Source organism: Hydrogenobaculum sp., from assembly GCF_049967395.1.
In the GTDB taxonomy this organism is placed as follows: domain Bacteria; phylum Aquificota; class Aquificia; order Aquificales; family Aquificaceae; genus Hydrogenobaculum.
In genome coordinates, this window is record NZ_JBMFST010000039.1 from 1 (window position 1) to 14,356 (window position 14,356).

The 14,356-nt window shown below is 36.6% G+C and carries 18 protein-coding genes; 8 read left to right on the forward strand and 10 right to left on the reverse strand.

Annotated features, from left to right (window positions below; all coding sequences use genetic code 11):
- Positions 1–280: 280 nt before the first annotated feature.
- From ACP5S8_RS06135 to ACP5S8_RS06165, 7 genes are all read left to right on the forward strand, one after another.
- Entirely contained in the window at positions 281–1,486 is a 1,206-nt protein-coding gene (locus tag ACP5S8_RS06135; RefSeq protein WP_461870797.1) for a bifunctional 3,4-dihydroxy-2-butanone-4-phosphate synthase/GTP cyclohydrolase II, read from the forward strand.
- Entirely contained in the window at positions 1,483–2,436 is a 954-nt protein-coding gene (locus ACP5S8_RS06140; RefSeq protein WP_461876111.1) for a flippase-like domain-containing protein, read from the forward strand. Before ACP5S8_RS06135 ends, ACP5S8_RS06140 begins: the two co-directional genes overlap by 4 nt.
- Entirely contained in the window at positions 2,420–3,775 is a 1,356-nt protein-coding gene (gene lnt / locus ACP5S8_RS06145; protein ID WP_461876112.1) for an apolipoprotein N-acyltransferase, read from the forward strand. Before ACP5S8_RS06140 ends, lnt begins: the two co-directional genes overlap by 17 nt.
- Before the next feature lie 119 nt (positions 3,776–3,894).
- Positions 3,895–4,938 carry an Mrp/NBP35 family ATP-binding protein gene (locus ACP5S8_RS06150; RefSeq protein ID WP_461870794.1) on the forward strand — a complete coding sequence of 348 codons (1,044 nt, stop codon included), beginning with the start codon at positions 3,895–3,897 and terminating at the stop codon, positions 4,936–4,938.
- Position 4,939: 1 nt separating this feature from the next.
- Entirely contained in the window at positions 4,940–6,160 is a 1,221-nt protein-coding gene (locus tag ACP5S8_RS06155) for a cysteine desulfurase family protein (RefSeq protein ID WP_461876113.1), read from the forward strand.
- Positions 6,161–6,289: 129 nt separating this feature from the next.
- Positions 6,290–7,213, forward strand: a complete 924-nt coding sequence (locus ACP5S8_RS06160) for a LysR family transcriptional regulator (RefSeq protein ID WP_461870792.1) — start codon at positions 6,290–6,292, stop codon at positions 7,211–7,213.
- On the forward strand, positions 7,197–7,964 hold the full coding sequence (locus tag ACP5S8_RS06165) for an HAD family hydrolase (protein WP_461876114.1): 768 nt from the start codon (positions 7,197–7,199) through the stop codon (positions 7,962–7,964). The genes ACP5S8_RS06160 and ACP5S8_RS06165 overlap by 17 nt, the downstream gene beginning before the upstream one ends.
- Here ACP5S8_RS06165 and ACP5S8_RS06170 read toward each other — a convergent pair.
- From ACP5S8_RS06170 to minC, 8 genes are all read right to left on the reverse strand, one after another.
- A complete protein-coding gene (locus tag ACP5S8_RS06170; protein WP_461876116.1) occupies positions 7,959–8,435 on the reverse strand; it encodes a J domain-containing protein in 477 nt (158 codons plus the stop codon). The two genes, ACP5S8_RS06165 and ACP5S8_RS06170, sit on opposite strands and share 6 nt — an antisense overlap.
- A complete protein-coding gene (locus ACP5S8_RS06175) occupies positions 8,422–8,916 on the reverse strand; it encodes a chemotaxis protein CheW (RefSeq protein ID WP_461876117.1) in 495 nt (164 codons plus the stop codon). The genes ACP5S8_RS06170 and ACP5S8_RS06175 overlap by 14 nt, the downstream gene beginning before the upstream one ends.
- Positions 8,917–8,989: 73 nt before the next feature.
- Complete coding sequence (locus ACP5S8_RS06180; protein ID WP_461876118.1) at positions 8,990–9,736, reverse strand: ABC transporter ATP-binding protein; 747 nt, start codon at positions 9,734–9,736, stop codon at positions 8,990–8,992.
- Entirely contained in the window at positions 9,737–10,201 is a 465-nt protein-coding gene (locus ACP5S8_RS06185; protein WP_461876119.1) for a hypothetical protein, read from the reverse strand.
- 4 nt (positions 10,202–10,205) lie between these two features.
- Positions 10,206–10,772, reverse strand: coding sequence for a hypothetical protein (locus ACP5S8_RS06190; RefSeq protein ID WP_461876120.1), 567 nt, complete (start codon positions 10,770–10,772; stop codon positions 10,206–10,208).
- Between the two features lie 37 nt (positions 10,773–10,809).
- The gene (minE, locus tag ACP5S8_RS06195) at positions 10,810–11,049 is read right to left on the reverse strand and encodes a cell division topological specificity factor MinE (RefSeq protein WP_012514393.1); all 240 of its coding nucleotides are present in this window, start codon (positions 11,047–11,049) and stop codon (positions 10,810–10,812) included.
- Positions 11,050–11,051: 2 nt separating this feature from the next.
- Positions 11,052–11,846, reverse strand: coding sequence for a septum site-determining protein MinD (gene minD, locus ACP5S8_RS06200; protein WP_461870784.1), 795 nt, complete (start codon positions 11,844–11,846; stop codon positions 11,052–11,054).
- Positions 11,846–12,439, reverse strand: coding sequence for a septum site-determining protein MinC (minC, locus tag ACP5S8_RS06205; protein WP_461876122.1), 594 nt, complete (start codon positions 12,437–12,439; stop codon positions 11,846–11,848). The genes minD and minC overlap by 1 nt, the downstream gene beginning before the upstream one ends.
- Before the next feature lie 22 nt (positions 12,440–12,461).
- Between minC and ACP5S8_RS06210 the strand changes: the two genes are divergently transcribed.
- Positions 12,462–13,124 carry a class I SAM-dependent methyltransferase gene (locus tag ACP5S8_RS06210; protein WP_461870782.1) on the forward strand — a complete coding sequence of 221 codons (663 nt, stop codon included), beginning with the start codon at positions 12,462–12,464 and terminating at the stop codon, positions 13,122–13,124.
- Between the two features lie 21 nt (positions 13,125–13,145).
- Here ACP5S8_RS06210 and tpiA read toward each other — a convergent pair whose 3' ends face one another.
- Both tpiA and ACP5S8_RS06220 read right to left on the reverse strand, forming a co-directional pair.
- Positions 13,146–13,886: a triose-phosphate isomerase gene (gene tpiA / locus ACP5S8_RS06215; RefSeq protein WP_461876123.1), complete on the reverse strand. Its 741-nt coding sequence runs from the start codon at positions 13,884–13,886 to the stop codon at positions 13,146–13,148.
- Positions 13,887–14,064: 178 nt separating this feature from the next.
- Positions 14,065–14,356 (reverse strand): GGDEF domain-containing protein (locus ACP5S8_RS06220; protein WP_461876124.1); only part of this gene is annotated, 292 nt, incomplete at its 5' end.

A 14,356-nucleotide genomic window follows, 5' to 3' on the forward strand; every position in this document is an offset into this window, starting at 1 on the left:
GTTAGGCATGCCGCCAGCGTTCGCGCTGAGCCAGGATCAAACTCTTCAAAGAATTTTATCCATGGCTTTTGATGTTAATGATGTTGCTACGCTATCCTCTTATTCAGCTATTGAAGTACGACCGTTGATAGCCATCTTTTTGAAGCTATCAACCAATTGAGAATATTAAGTATATACCATTAATATCTTTTTGTCAAGTGGGTTTTATATGATTTAGATTAGGGTGGGGGTTATTTTAAAAGCATAGCACACTAAGGGAAAATATAATATATTTAAAATTATGAGCGAATTTGCAAGCATTGAAGAAGCTATAGAAGATATAAGAAACGGTAAGATGCTTATAGTTGTGGATGACCCTTCCAGAGAGAACGAAGGAGACCTTGTTATGGCTGCTGAATTTGTAACGCCGGAGGCTATAAACTTCATGGCTACTCATGGAAGGGGTCTTATATGTCTTACTCTTGAAGGGAAAAGGTGTGATGAGCTTTCGCTTCATCCTATGGTAAGCATAAATACGGATCCAAAAGGAACTGCTTTTTGTGTATCTATAGATGCTCATCCTAAACACGGTACTACCACAGGTATATCGGCTTTTGATAGAGCCAAGACTATAAAGCTTGCCATTAGCGAAGATGCTAAGCCATCGGATTTTATAAGGCCAGGACACGTGTTTCCTATAAGAGCTAAGGAAGGCGGTGTTTTGGAAAGAGCTGGGCACACAGAGGCTTCGGTAGACCTTGCAAAGCTTGCTGGTCTTTACCCAGCTGGGGTGATATGCGAGATTATGAATAAAGACGGCACGATGGCTAGATTGCCAGAACTTCAAACTTTTGCAAAAGCTTTTAATCTAAAAATTATTACTATTGAAGACCTTATAAAATATAGGTTAAAGAAAGATAGGACTATAGAAAGGGTTGCAAGCGCTACTTTGCCTACCGCTTACGGGCTTTTTAAAGTGCATGCTTACAGGAATAAACTAAACGGTGAGGAGCAAGTGGCTCTTACCATGGGAGAATGGAAAGAAGACGAACCTGTTTTGGTGAGAGTGCATTCTGAATGTCTTACCGGTGATGTGTTTAGGTCTTTAAGGTGCGACTGCAGGTCTCAGCTTGAAGCTGCCCTTGAAGCTATAGCTAAAGAAGGCAAAGGTGTTTTGGTTTACTTAAAGGGTCATGAGGGAAGAGGTATCGGTATAGCAAACAAAATAAAGGCTTACGCTTTACAAGAACAAGGTTATGATACAGTAGAAGCCAACGAAAAGATAGGCTTTCCAGCGGATTTGCGAGAGTATGGAACAGGTGTTCAAATACTTCTTGATTTGGGTGTAAGAAAGATAAGGCTTTTAACCAACAATCCACGTAAGATAGTAGCTCTTAAAGGATACGGCTTAGAAGTGGTAGAGAGAGTACCTATAGCTATAAATCCCAACGAGTGCAACAGAGTTTATCTTGATACTAAGAAAAACAAGCTGGGTCATATGTTGTGAAGCATATTTTAAAAGCTGTCGCATTGTTTACTTTTGTAGCAGGTTTTAGTATATTCTATGTAATTTATAAGACTTTTAACAAATATACAGTAGACGTTTTGTATAGGCTAAACTTTAGATATGTGCTTTTGGCTCTTCTTTTGAGCTTTTTATATCAAACTTTTGACGTGCTTAGACTTTTTACCCTTTCAAAAGCCCTAAACGTTAGATATCCGATATTTTACGGCTACATTATGTCTTTTATAAATACTTTTGCGGCTACAGTCACACCTCTTCACATAGGAGGAGAACTAGCCAGTGTTTATATGTTAAAAAGAAGAGGCGTACACCTTCACAAAACTATGAGCATAGTCACTATGAAAACGCTTTCTGGTATGTTTTTTTTTATTGTGGCCTTTCCTATAACAGCTTTTTACCTTTATCAAAAGCCAAAGCTTGGCTTGGATGTCCTTAAGATTTTTCTAGTGTCCTTTGGTATTGGGTTTTTAATATATATAGGTGCTAAACTTTTTTTTAAAAGCAACATACTTAGCGACAAGAGAAAGTTAAACATAAAATATACACTAAGAAAATATGCGGCAACGTTGAGGATTTTTTTAAGAATTAAGAAAAGCAGTGTTTTTTTGGCTTTTTTTTACTCTGTTATGCTATATATAACATTTTTGAGCATAGCCCCGGTGCTTATAAAAGCTTTTGGAAAGAATGTGGATATTGTAAGCAGTATGTTGAGGCAGTTGGGTCTTTTGTATGGTATATACATGAGTCCTACTCCCGGTGGGGCTGGTGTAGGAGAGATAGGAGGGCTTGAGGTGTTTAAAGCTTATCTTAGTTTCTACGAGTTAGGGCTTTTTGTAATACTTTGGAGGTTTGTAAGTCAGTATTTTTCAGCTTTTATAGGCTGGATATTGTTTCAAATAATCCTTATAAAGGACAATGAAAAACAGACTTAGTTTTTATCTTGGTGTTGGGTTCTTATACTCTTTTTTATGCTATTACTGGATTTTTTATACGCTTTATAAATTTGGTGAGATGAATATATTTTTGGTGGTTTTGCTTTTTCTTGTTTTCTTGGTGGCTGTTGATATACTTCAATTTGGAAGCGTTTACTTGTTTCAAAAGCTTTATAAGTTTAACATTTACATGTTTCCAGCGTCGTGGATAAGCGTTGAATATCTTAGAGAGTTTTTGCCTTTTGACGGTTTTCCTTGGTACCCTGTAGGGACTTTAATAGTACATGTGCCTATTTTAAAGTACGCTTTGGCGTTTTTTGGTGTATATGGAGTAGGTCTTTTTTTGCTTTATTTTTTTGTTAGTTTTAAAAGCAAAAAACAATTTATTTTTTCTATTGTTCTTACGATATTTTTAGCGATCATTTGTTATAATTACAAATCCTATGTTTATAGCTTTTACAAAGATAAACACTCTATAAAAGTAGCTACGATACAGCCAAACATAGATGAAAACATAAAACTAAACTATTATCAGTTTGAAAAAGAATCGCTGGTTTACTTTCCTTTGCTAGGAAAAGCTATAAAAGAGCATGCAGACCTTATAGTGCTTCCAGAATCTGCCTTTCCATTCTTATACTCGGATTACAACGATCCTGTAAGAGAGCTTTTTATGTATTATACTTACTACAAACCTTTTGTAGTGGGGCTTGTGGATATAAAATACAAGGGCGATAAGATACTTCCCACCAACAACGCCTACTCTTTTTACCAAGGCAACATGATAGACTATTATTCTAAAATCAAGCTTCTTCCCTTTGGTGAGTATATGCCTTACCCTTTTAAGTTTGCTAAAAAGCTATTTGCCGCCATAAACGGTATAGATTTTGTACCCGGTAAAAGTATGAGACCTATAAACGTAATCGTGAATGGACATACTTATAAAGTAGCCACGCCAATATGCTTTGAATTGGATTTCTCTTCTTACGTAAGAGAATTGTCTTTGCATAGCGATTTTATAATAAACCTTACAAACGATGCTTGGTTTGGTCCTACCTTAGAACCTTACGAGCACAACGACCAAGCTGTTGCAAGGGCAATTGAAAACGGAGAATACCTTATAAGGTCCAACAACTCTGGTATATCTGCAATAATATCTCCACTTGGTGATGAAAAAATATTACCCTTTGGTGCAAAAGGTGTGCTTGCGGGTTATATAAAACCTTACAAGCTAAAAACACCCTTTGACATGTTTGGCTATAAACCGCTTGTTTTTAGTATCGTTTTTATAAACATTTTTTACTTTTATAGATTTTGGGCTTTTAAAAAAGTTAGTAAATAGCAATCGTAGTATGATATAGATCTATGATTATCAAGTCATAAAAATTAATTTTAAACTAGCGATTCTCATAAAATACCTTCAAAAAGTTTATATCTTTTTAAATTAAACGGAGGTAAAGTATGGCAGTAAAGGAAATTTTGGAAAAAATCAAAACTCTTGATTTGAAAGATTTAAACATTCAAGAGCCCGCCAGCATAGTTAAGGATTTAAAAGTGACTGGAGATGTTATAAATTTAAAGTTGGCTGTACCAGAACCTGTTAAGGAGCAGGTGAAAAATCGTTTTGAGAGCCTTATAAAAGAAACAAATCAGAACCTAAAGCCAAACATAGAATTTGTAGAAGGTGAGCCGAAGAAAAACCCCTTTGAACAGCCTGTTTTTAGCAAAAGAAGTATAAAGGGTGTAAAAAGGATTATTCCTGTGGCCAGCGGTAAAGGGGGCGTTGGTAAATCTACGGTGGCAACGAACTTGGCTATGGCTTTAAGCAAGCTAGGTAGAAGCGTTGGGCTTTTAGATGCAGATATTTATGGTCCTTCTGTACCTACTATGCTTGGTACCAAAGGAGCGAGGCTAACCGCAAACGTATTTAATAAAATAATACCCATAGAAAAATACGGAGTAAAGATGATATCCATGGGATTCTTGCTTCCTTCCGAAGATACCCCTGTAATATGGAGAGGACCTATATTGATGCAAGCGTTAAATCAATTCCTGTTTGATGTAGATTGGGGGCCGTTGGACTATCTAATACTTGATTTGCCTCCGGGGACCGGTGATGTTCAACTAAGCCTTGCGCAAAACACGGCTATAGACGGTGCTGTGGTGGTAACTACGCCTCAAGATGTGGCTTTGGTGGATGTTAAAAAGGCAGTATCCATGTTTAGAGAAGTGAATATACCTATACTTGGGGTTGTGGAAAATATGGCTTATTTTGTATGTCCAGAAACTGGAAAAGAGTACCGCATATTTGGAGAGAGCAAAGTACCCCAGTTTGTGCAAACTTACAATCTAAAGCTTTTAGGTTCAATACCCATAGAGCCAGATGTTACAAAGTATGCAGATGAAGGAATGCCTATAGTAGAAGCTTCGCCAGAATCTAGGACGGCTAAGGCTTTTATGGGAATAGCAAAAATAGTTGATTCTATATACCAAGGAGGTAAATAACATGTTTTTTAAGAAGGCAGGGGAAAAGACGGTTTACTTGGATCACATAGCCACTACTCCGGTGGCTCAGGAAGTTTTAGAGGCAATGCTGCCTTATTTTAGAGAAGTTTTTGGAAATCCAACATCTTTACATAGCTTTGGTCAGCAGGCTAAAAAGGCTATAAATCAGGCAAGAGAGCAGATAGCTTATTTTATAAACGCTAAAAGCCCAGAAGAAATAGTTTTTACGTCTGGTGGCATAGAGGCTAACAACTTAGCTATAAAAGGAATAGCCAAATCTTACGAGAAAAAGGGCAAACACATTATCACCACGCCGATAGAGCATCATTCTATACTACATCCTTGTAAAAATTTAGAGAAAGAAGGTTTTGAAGTTACATATCTTGAAGTAGATAAGTATGGATTTGTAAACCCTCAGCAGTTAGAAGAAGCGGTAAGACCAGATACCATACTAATCTCTATAGGGCATTCGAATAGAGAAATAGGCACCATTCAGGACATAAAAAATCTTGTCTCTATTGCAAAAGCTAAAAACCCTAAGGTCATATTCCACAGCGACATAGCTCCTTCTTGCGGTCATACTCCTATTGATGTGCAAGAACTCGGTATAGACGCGGCTTCTTTTACAGCCCATCTTATGTATGGACCAAAAGGTGTTGGTGCTCTTTGGACTAAGAAAGGTGTTAAGATAAAACCTCTTATAGAAGGCGGTGTTCAAGAGCGCGGTGTTAGAGCCGGTACTGAAAACGTGCCCGGTATAGTGGGTTTTGGAGCGGCTGCAGAGCTTGCCATGAAAGAGATGGACGATAGGGTAAAACGCCTTTCTTCTTATAGGGATAAAGTGAGAAAAGCCCTTGAAGAAAATCTTGATATGATAGAGTTTACTGGACATCCAACCCAAAGGCTTCCTCATCATCTTTCTGTGATTGTGCATCTTATAGAAGGTGAGGCTATGCTTCTTAGGTTGGACCTACAAGGTATAGAAACAGCTTCTGGTTCTGCCTGCGTGTCTACAGCTTTAAAACAATCTCACGTTATAGCAGCCATAGGCATACCAAAAGAAGTATCTAATGGCTCATTGGTATTTAGCTTCGGAAGAGACAACACCGATGATGATATAGATTATGTGGCAAGAGAGTTTCCTAAGGTCATCAAAAAGTTAAGGGAAATATCTCCTTTTGATAGGTCAAACTGGGATAACTACGTAAAGTCAAAAAAATAATCTATTTTATAACCTTTTCTATGGGGCTTTGCTGCCCCGTTCAAAAATATTTTTTTTCAATGTCTTTATGATACTGATTAAGTATAAATTTTATTTATAGTGCTATAATATATAGTTAAGAGTGGTTGGATGATAGACATTGTTAAGCTTAAAACTTTTATAACCGTAGCGGATCTTGGAAGTTTCTCAAAATCTTCAGATGTGCTTTACGTCACTCAGCCAGCTATAACCCAGCAGATAAAATCTTTGGAAAAAACCATCGGTTGCAAACTGTTAAGAAGGCAAGGGGGTAAAATAGTTTTAACAGAAGAAGGAGAGAGGCTTTATCAAAAAGCAAAGCTTCTTTTAGAAAGCTACGACAACCTCGTAAAAGAGATGTCACAACTAAAAAAAGATATAAAAGATACGCTTTATATAGGCTCTAGCCCTACCTTTGGCGAGTACAAACTCCCAAAACTCATAGTGGATTTTCAGAAGCTTTATCCGGGTATCACCGTAAAGCTTTACGTAGATACATCTAAGAAGATAGAGGATAGCATAGTAAATGGTCTTATAAACGTAGGCGTGGTGGACAAAGAAGCAGATTCTAAAATAAACAGCGTTGAACTTTTCAGAGACGAGCTAGTGTTGTGTGTGGGGAAAAATCACGAGCTTGCGAAAAAAGACATCATAGAGCCAGAAGATCTTTATACTATAGACCTTGTGATGAGAGAGGCATATTCTTGCACGAGAAAAACCGTAAAAGAAACGCTGGAAGCTATGGGTATAAATTTTGAGCTTTTAAACATAAAAATAGAAACAAACTCTATAAGATCTATTATGAATATCGTAAAATCTGGATACGGAGCTTCGTTTTTCCCTAGAAACTCGATACAAAAAGATATTGAAGAAGGTGAGCTTGTGCCTGTTAAGATTAGAAACTTTAGCGCTTACAAAGTTTTTAACGTAATATATTATACCGATTTCACGAAATCAGCCCTTGTGGATAAATTTATAAAATTTCTCCTTGCCAACAAAGAAGCTCTTGGAGAGGCTGTTGGGTTTCAATCTTAAGGATAAAATAGACGCCGTTATATTTGACGTAGATGGTGTTTTGATAGACGTAAGGCCTTCTTATCACAAAGCCATATACGAGACATTTAAGCATTACACCGGTAAGGACTTGAAAGAAGAAGATTTTACATTTGTAAAAAAGAAAGCTGGCATAAACAACGATTGGGAAAGTAGCTCCGTTTTGATATTGATGGCGTTTGGATATATAACCAAAGAAGAAGCTTTGCAGTATACTGAAAATCAAACCTATGTCCAGCAAAAAATTTTTAAGAACCCCTACTTTGATTACAACGAGCTTGTAGATGTCTTTGAGGCTTTTTATAGAAAATTTAGAGAAAACGAAATACTTCTTTTGGATAAAAGCTTTTTAAAAGCCCTTAAAAAAAACTATAAAACTGGTATAGTGACCGGAAGACCCAAAGATGACTTGGTATTTTCTTTGAAGCTTTTTGGTATTGAGGATATGTTTGATTTTACGGTGGACGACGATTATACAGAGGACAAAACCAAGAGAAAACCAAGCAAAGAAGCTCTAAAGTTTTGTGTAGACGCAATTTGTAAAAAAGGCGGGGTCTACATTGGCGATACTATAAGCGATATAATGATGACAAAGCATTACAACGACTTTTACAAGCCTTATGTGTATTATATACACTGCAATTTTTACAACGAAGAAAACACCTCCTTGCCAAGAGAATATGTCTATGCTACGGTAAAGTCTCAAAAAGAGTTAGAAGATTTACTTTTATGATTTTATACCGTTTATATAGCTAAGCAAGACTTGGTAATGGTAATTTATAAGTACGGTTTTCTCGTGGGATATTTTTTTATCTTTTACCTTATCAGGGTGATATTCTTTCATCATTTTTCTATAGGCTTTTTTTAATCTATCTTCGTCAAGTTCTTCTAAGCCGAAAAACTTCATAGAATCCGATATTTTGGAGGAAAAACCTTTTGGGTTTCTGCAAAACCTCCAATAAGTGGAAACGTAGGATTTTGTGATGTTTTTTCTCAAGGAGCAGTATCTATCAAAACACTCTACAAGCTTTGTATAGGGCATATATTTGTATAGGGTTTTTATTATAAATTTATCAAACCATTCTTTTATAAATTCTTCTTCGTTTAAATAGCGATATTCCCTATAAAGGTTAAAAAATGAAGACTGAAACTCTGACAATCTGTTTTGGTATATATAATCTACGATCTTTTCATGGAAACCCATTTTTGTCTTCAAAGATCTTGTCAATATCTATTATAATGAGTATGCCGTTGTCCACTTGGGCTATATTTTTTACATATTCGCTGTATCTTCCTACCATAGGGTTTGGTTCTAAATCGTCTTCTCTTACCTTTATAACGCCGTAAATCTCATCCACTATGATGCCAATCTTTCCAAACCTTGTTTCCAATATTACTATCCTTTGAGATTCCCTAGTTTCGCTTAACCCAAGTGTCTCTTTTAAAGAGACTATAGCCATTATCTCACCGCGTATATTGATTACTCCTCTTATGTGGCTTTTCGAAAAAGGTACAGGCACTATATCCCTAATTTTTGTTATTTCTACCACTTTTGTAAGCGGTATACCCATAAGCTCATTCTCTAAATAAATAGCCAAAAACTCCAATATGTTCGTTTGAACCTTCTTGCCCCTTTGAACAGCCGTTTGCGTTGGTGTGCTTTCAGCTTTTAATATGTCTGCCATAAAATCCTCCTTTTATATTATATTAACATAATATTGTCATAGTTTAGTAAAAAATTTTTAAATTTTTGTAAAATTACAACCTTAGGACTGCATTTTCTAAAAACATTCTAACAGATGGTTCCTTTGAATTTAGGAACTCTTCTTTGGTGCCTAAAAATTTTTGTTCTCCTTTGTCTAACACCATTATTCTGTCGCTAATACTAAGAGCGCTTACCATATCGTGGGTTACTACGATGGACGTTATACCTAACTTAATTTTTAGATCCAGTATCAATCTGTCTATTATGCGGCTTGTAATTGGATCAAGGCCAGACGTAGGCTCATCGTAGATGATGATCTCCGGGTCCGTGGCAAGGGCTCTTGCCAAGCTTACTCTTTTTCTCATACCTCCAGAAAGCTCCGACGGCATAAGGTAGAGTACCGACTCGTCTAGGTTTACCTCTTTTAGTTTTTCTGTGGCTATTTTTATTATTTCGTCTTTGGGTTTGTTTGTATGCTCTAAATAGTAAAAACCTATATTTTCCCAAACTCTAAGGCTATCAAACAAAGCTCCTTCTTGAAAAACGTATCCCATTTTCATCCTTATTTTGTTTAGCTCATCTTTGTTTAAGTTTACTATAGATTTACCTTCAATCTCTATGTCTCCTTCGGTGGGTTGCCAAAGCCCTATTATGTGTTTTGTAATAGATGTCTTGCCGCTACCGCTACCCCCTATTATGGTAAATACCTCTTTTTTGTAAACGTCAAAGGATATATTTTTTAATATGGTCCTATTGTTTATTACCTTTGTAAGATTTCTTACTTTTATTGCGATATCCATCTATTCTATGTGAAGAAAGTCTATAGCTTGAAGACACCTAATGACTACGTTTTCAAAGTTTATATCAAGCACATCCATTACGGCTTTTAGCTGTTCTTCTTCTGATAAGGCTTTGAAAGAGTCCGATTTTATGCCTTTTTCATGAAGAAGTACCGGTATGAAGTGTCTTCCGAGGACAAAAAAAAGATAGGAAAGCTGATTTTCTGACAGCTTTGGAAAGTTGTTGAAAGTCTTCATCGTTTGTTCTACACCCCAGATAGCCCATCTTCTTACCTCTTCATCTTTTGTTCTTGATTCAATGCCACCTATAATGGCTGAAGCTATGGCCAAGGCCAGCCTTTCGGTGGTGGATTGATTTACAAAGTCTTGCTTGTAGTTTTGTATGTTTTTAGTAGCATCTTTGTACTTCTCGTACAAATCTATGTATTTTTGAAGGGGTTTTATGGGATCGTCAATGTATGCCACGCTTTTAACCAGGCGTTTCCGCTTTTTGGTAATCTTTACAATCTATTTGAGATACATCAATATTTGGTAATTTTTCTTCGTATACGTTGTGAAAACCACATAAGCTGCAAGCAATCTCCACAAGATAACCGTTTCTCTTATGCCCTATATCGTTTTTGCATATGGGACATTCGCCCTCCTGTGCTCTTACACAGTCTTCTAGTTCCTCTTTCTTTAGACATTCCCATACTTTTTTAACGTTTTTTATAGCATGTTGAAGCTCTTTGCTGTTCCATTCTGCACCGCAGTCAAGACACCTAAACTCTTTGTAATTTCCCTCGTCTATGAGCCTTATTATGTTTTTAGAACCGCAGTTGTTGTCAACACATAAAAGGCCTATCTGTTTTTTGCTTAAAAGCTCTAAAATATTTTTAAAATCTAAATCGTAATGATTTGGTATTTTGTCTTTTAAAGTATAACCACAGCAAAGACAGTTAGCCTCTACCCTTGGGTAGGGCTCGTCTAACTCGCAAACCTTCAGAGCTACATGATAACAATAAGGACAAACCTCTAAATGAGTCAAACATATCATACTAATATAATATCATGTTTTGTTATAAAAACTATGTTTAATGTTTGAATGGTATGCTTATCCAAAGCTCTTCTGCCGAATTGTCTTTTTTAAGCTCCACCTCTATGTTGTTTACATCAAACTGGTAATATTTTGAGAAAACCGCTATAAGATCATCTCTTAAAGAATCTATAAAATTTGGTGCTAATCCCTTTCTTTCATAAGCGAGCACCATAGTAAGACGCTGCTTGGCAACATCTTTGCTCTTATTCTTAAAAAATATATCTAATATACCCATTTTTACCTCCCGAAGAGTTTTGCTAGTAAACCCTTCTCTTTGTTGTAGAGGGTAAGAGGCACATTTTCACCGGTTATCCTTCTTGCTATATCCATTATCGCTTTTGATGCGTTGTATGATTCATCGAGCACTATAGGTTCACCTCTATTTGTAAAATCTACAAGCTTCTCTTCTTCCGGAACAACTCCAAGCACCGGTACTTTTAAAACTTCTACTATATCATCTATGGAAAGCATCTCCCCTTTTTTAACCTGATGCCATCTTATGCGATTTATGACAATCTTGTAATCACTTTTACCCATGCTTTCCATAAGGCCTATAGACCTGTCTGCATCTCTTACCGATGATACCTCTGGGTTTACCACCACTATAGCGCTATCTGCTGGAGTTACCGCATTTTTAAATCCTTGCTCTATACCGGCCGGTGAATCTATTATTATGTAGTTGAATTTCCTAGATTCTTTAAAATCTTCTATAAGCTTGTTCCATTTTGTTGGGTCTATGGCGTCTTTGTTCTTTGTTTGATTTGCCGGCAAAAGCCATAAAGGTAATCCTCTTTTATCTTTTACCAAGGCTTTTTCTGGGCTCACTCTTTGCTCTATCGCATCTAACACGTCGTAAACTATACGATTTTCAAGCCCAAGTATCATGTCAAGATTCCTAAGACCTATATCGGCATCTATTACTAGCACGCTTTTCCCCAGTTTTGCCAAAGCGGTGCTTATGTTGGCGGTCATCGTAGTCTTGCCAACACCACCTTTGCCAGATGTAATAACGATAACTTTTGTATCGCTCATCAAAAACCTCCTATAGGTTCTAATATTATTTTATTATCTATAACTTTTGCTATCTCGGCCTCTTGAGGTTCTTCTTCGTCTTCCCCTCTTATGGCTATATGATGTCCTATCCTTAGTTGTTGAGGCATCATCTTCTTTGCCACCACCACAGAGCTATCGTCTCCTATAGCTCCAGCATGAGCATAACCTCTTAAAGTACCCATAACCACTATGTTTCCAGCGGCTACAACTTCTGCCCCTTCGTTTACATCGCCTAATATTAATACATCTCCGCCGTGCTCTACCGTTTGCCCTGAACGAAGGTTTTTATTTACTATCAAAAGCCTAGATACGTTTGTGGGTTTTTGTGCGCTTACCGTTTGAACGCTCATTGTTTTTATGCTTTTAACATCTTTTTCTTCTAAAAGTTTTTCTATTTGTTTTAAAGTTTCTTTATCTATGCTATCATCTGCTTCTATGAGAAAGTAGCTGTTTGAGAATACGTTTGAGTTTATCTTTTCTACAAGTTCATTTATAAGGTTTTCTTTTGTGGTGTCTTTTAGTGAAAGCGTCAAGCTCACAACGGGCAACGTTATACCTTTTATCTTTATCATATTAATATGATATCATATTTGTATGAATTTGGAAAATCTTGCCAATATTTTTGATTCAATATCTGGGGCTTACGATAAGTTTGTAGGATTTATAAGTCTCGGCCAAAACAAAAAATGGCACAAAAGCATAGCCTACGAGTTAAAACCTGGAAACATGTTGGATATTGGTACTGCCACTGGAGATGTTATTTTTAGGGCTTTTGAGCAAAACAAAATAAAAACTGGTTTTGGTATAGACTTGTCTATCAAGATGCTTAAAATAGCCAAACAAAAACTAAAAGGAAAACCCGCTTATTTGTTTATAGCTTCCGCTGAGAGCATGCCTTTTAAAGACGGGGTTTTTGATAACATATCTATGTCTTTGGTTTTTAGACATATAATAAACAAAGATTCTATGCTAAAAGAGATAAATAGGGTTTTGAGAAAAGGCGGCAGGTTTATAGTCCTCGATACTACAAAGTTTATTGGTATGGATTTCTTTGCTAAAATATCAAAAACGTTTTTAAGACCTCTTGGTATAGCCATCTTTGGCAACAAAAATTGGGATTTTTTTATACACTCTTTGGAAAACAGCCTATCTACCGAAGAGATAAAAAATCTTTGTGAATCCTATGGGTTTAAGTTAGTAAACAAGAAGCTTTTTGTCTTTGGTATGGTAGGGTTGCTTGTGTTTGAAAAGTCTTAGGCAAAGCTCTTGATAGTTTTATTAGCAGGCGTTTATTATTTCTAAAAATGTGTTTGGCTCTAAACTTGCACCGCCTACCAAAAGCCCATCTACGTTTGGAGCTTTTAAAAACTCTTTGGCGTTTTGCGGGTTTACGCTACCGCCGTATAAAACTCTTACATCCGTATCTTTGTTTGCCATGTTTTTTAATATGTCTTTTATAAAGCTATGTATCTTTGATGCGTCCTCGGGATTTGCCGACTTACCAGTGCCTATTGCCCAAACGGGCTCATAGGCTATTTCTATGTTGTAGAACTCATCTTCTAAGCCCGCCAAAGCAAGCTTTAGTTGAGATTCTATTACTTTAAAGGTAAGTTGGGATTCCCTTTCTTCCAACGTTTCTCCTACGCAAAGCATCACCTTTAGCCCCTCTTCTAAGGCAGATATCACTTTTTTTCTTATTAACTCATCAGATTCTTTGAATATGTGCCTTCTTTCCGAATGCCCTATGAGCACATACTCAGCTTTGCAAGATTTTACCATCACCGGTGATATCTCTCCGGTAAAAGCCCCTTTCTTTTCATAGTATACGTTTTGAGCCCCTACTTTTATATTTGATTTTTCTAAAAGCTTAGAAACCTCGCATATGTATAAAAACGGTGGGTATATAAGAACATCTTTTCTCTCAAAATCTATGGTTTTTTTCAACAGCTCATTTATATAAGATATGGCTTCCTCATAGGTTTTATGCATCTTCCAATTGGCAGCTATAATCTTTTTCATAAAGTTATTATACCATGCGTTAGTGTTTAATATATTGGCATTTCAATAAGCCTCTAGCGAGGCCACTTTTGTTTTCAAATAACATGCATCTCAATAAGCCTACAAGGCCACTTTGGTTTTCAAATAATATGCATCTCAATAAGCCTACAAGGCCACTACCATTTAGCGTATGTGCATCTCAATAAGCCTCTAGAGAAGCCACTACTCTATTTCTCCCTTCTCTTTTTGCTTTGTAAAGGGCTTCGTCTGCTCGTTTTAAAATGGTTTCTTTTGTATCTTCTTGATTTAGCGACGCGACGCCAAATGAACAAGTTATGCTAAGACCTTCTTCAAAAAGAAAATTTTCTATTTCTTTTCTTAGCTTCTCTGCCAAAGCCTTTGCATCCTCTAAAGTGCTCTCTGGTGCTATTATGACAAACTCCTCGCCGCCATAACGTGCAAATATATCTGTGGCTCTTATATTTGATGAT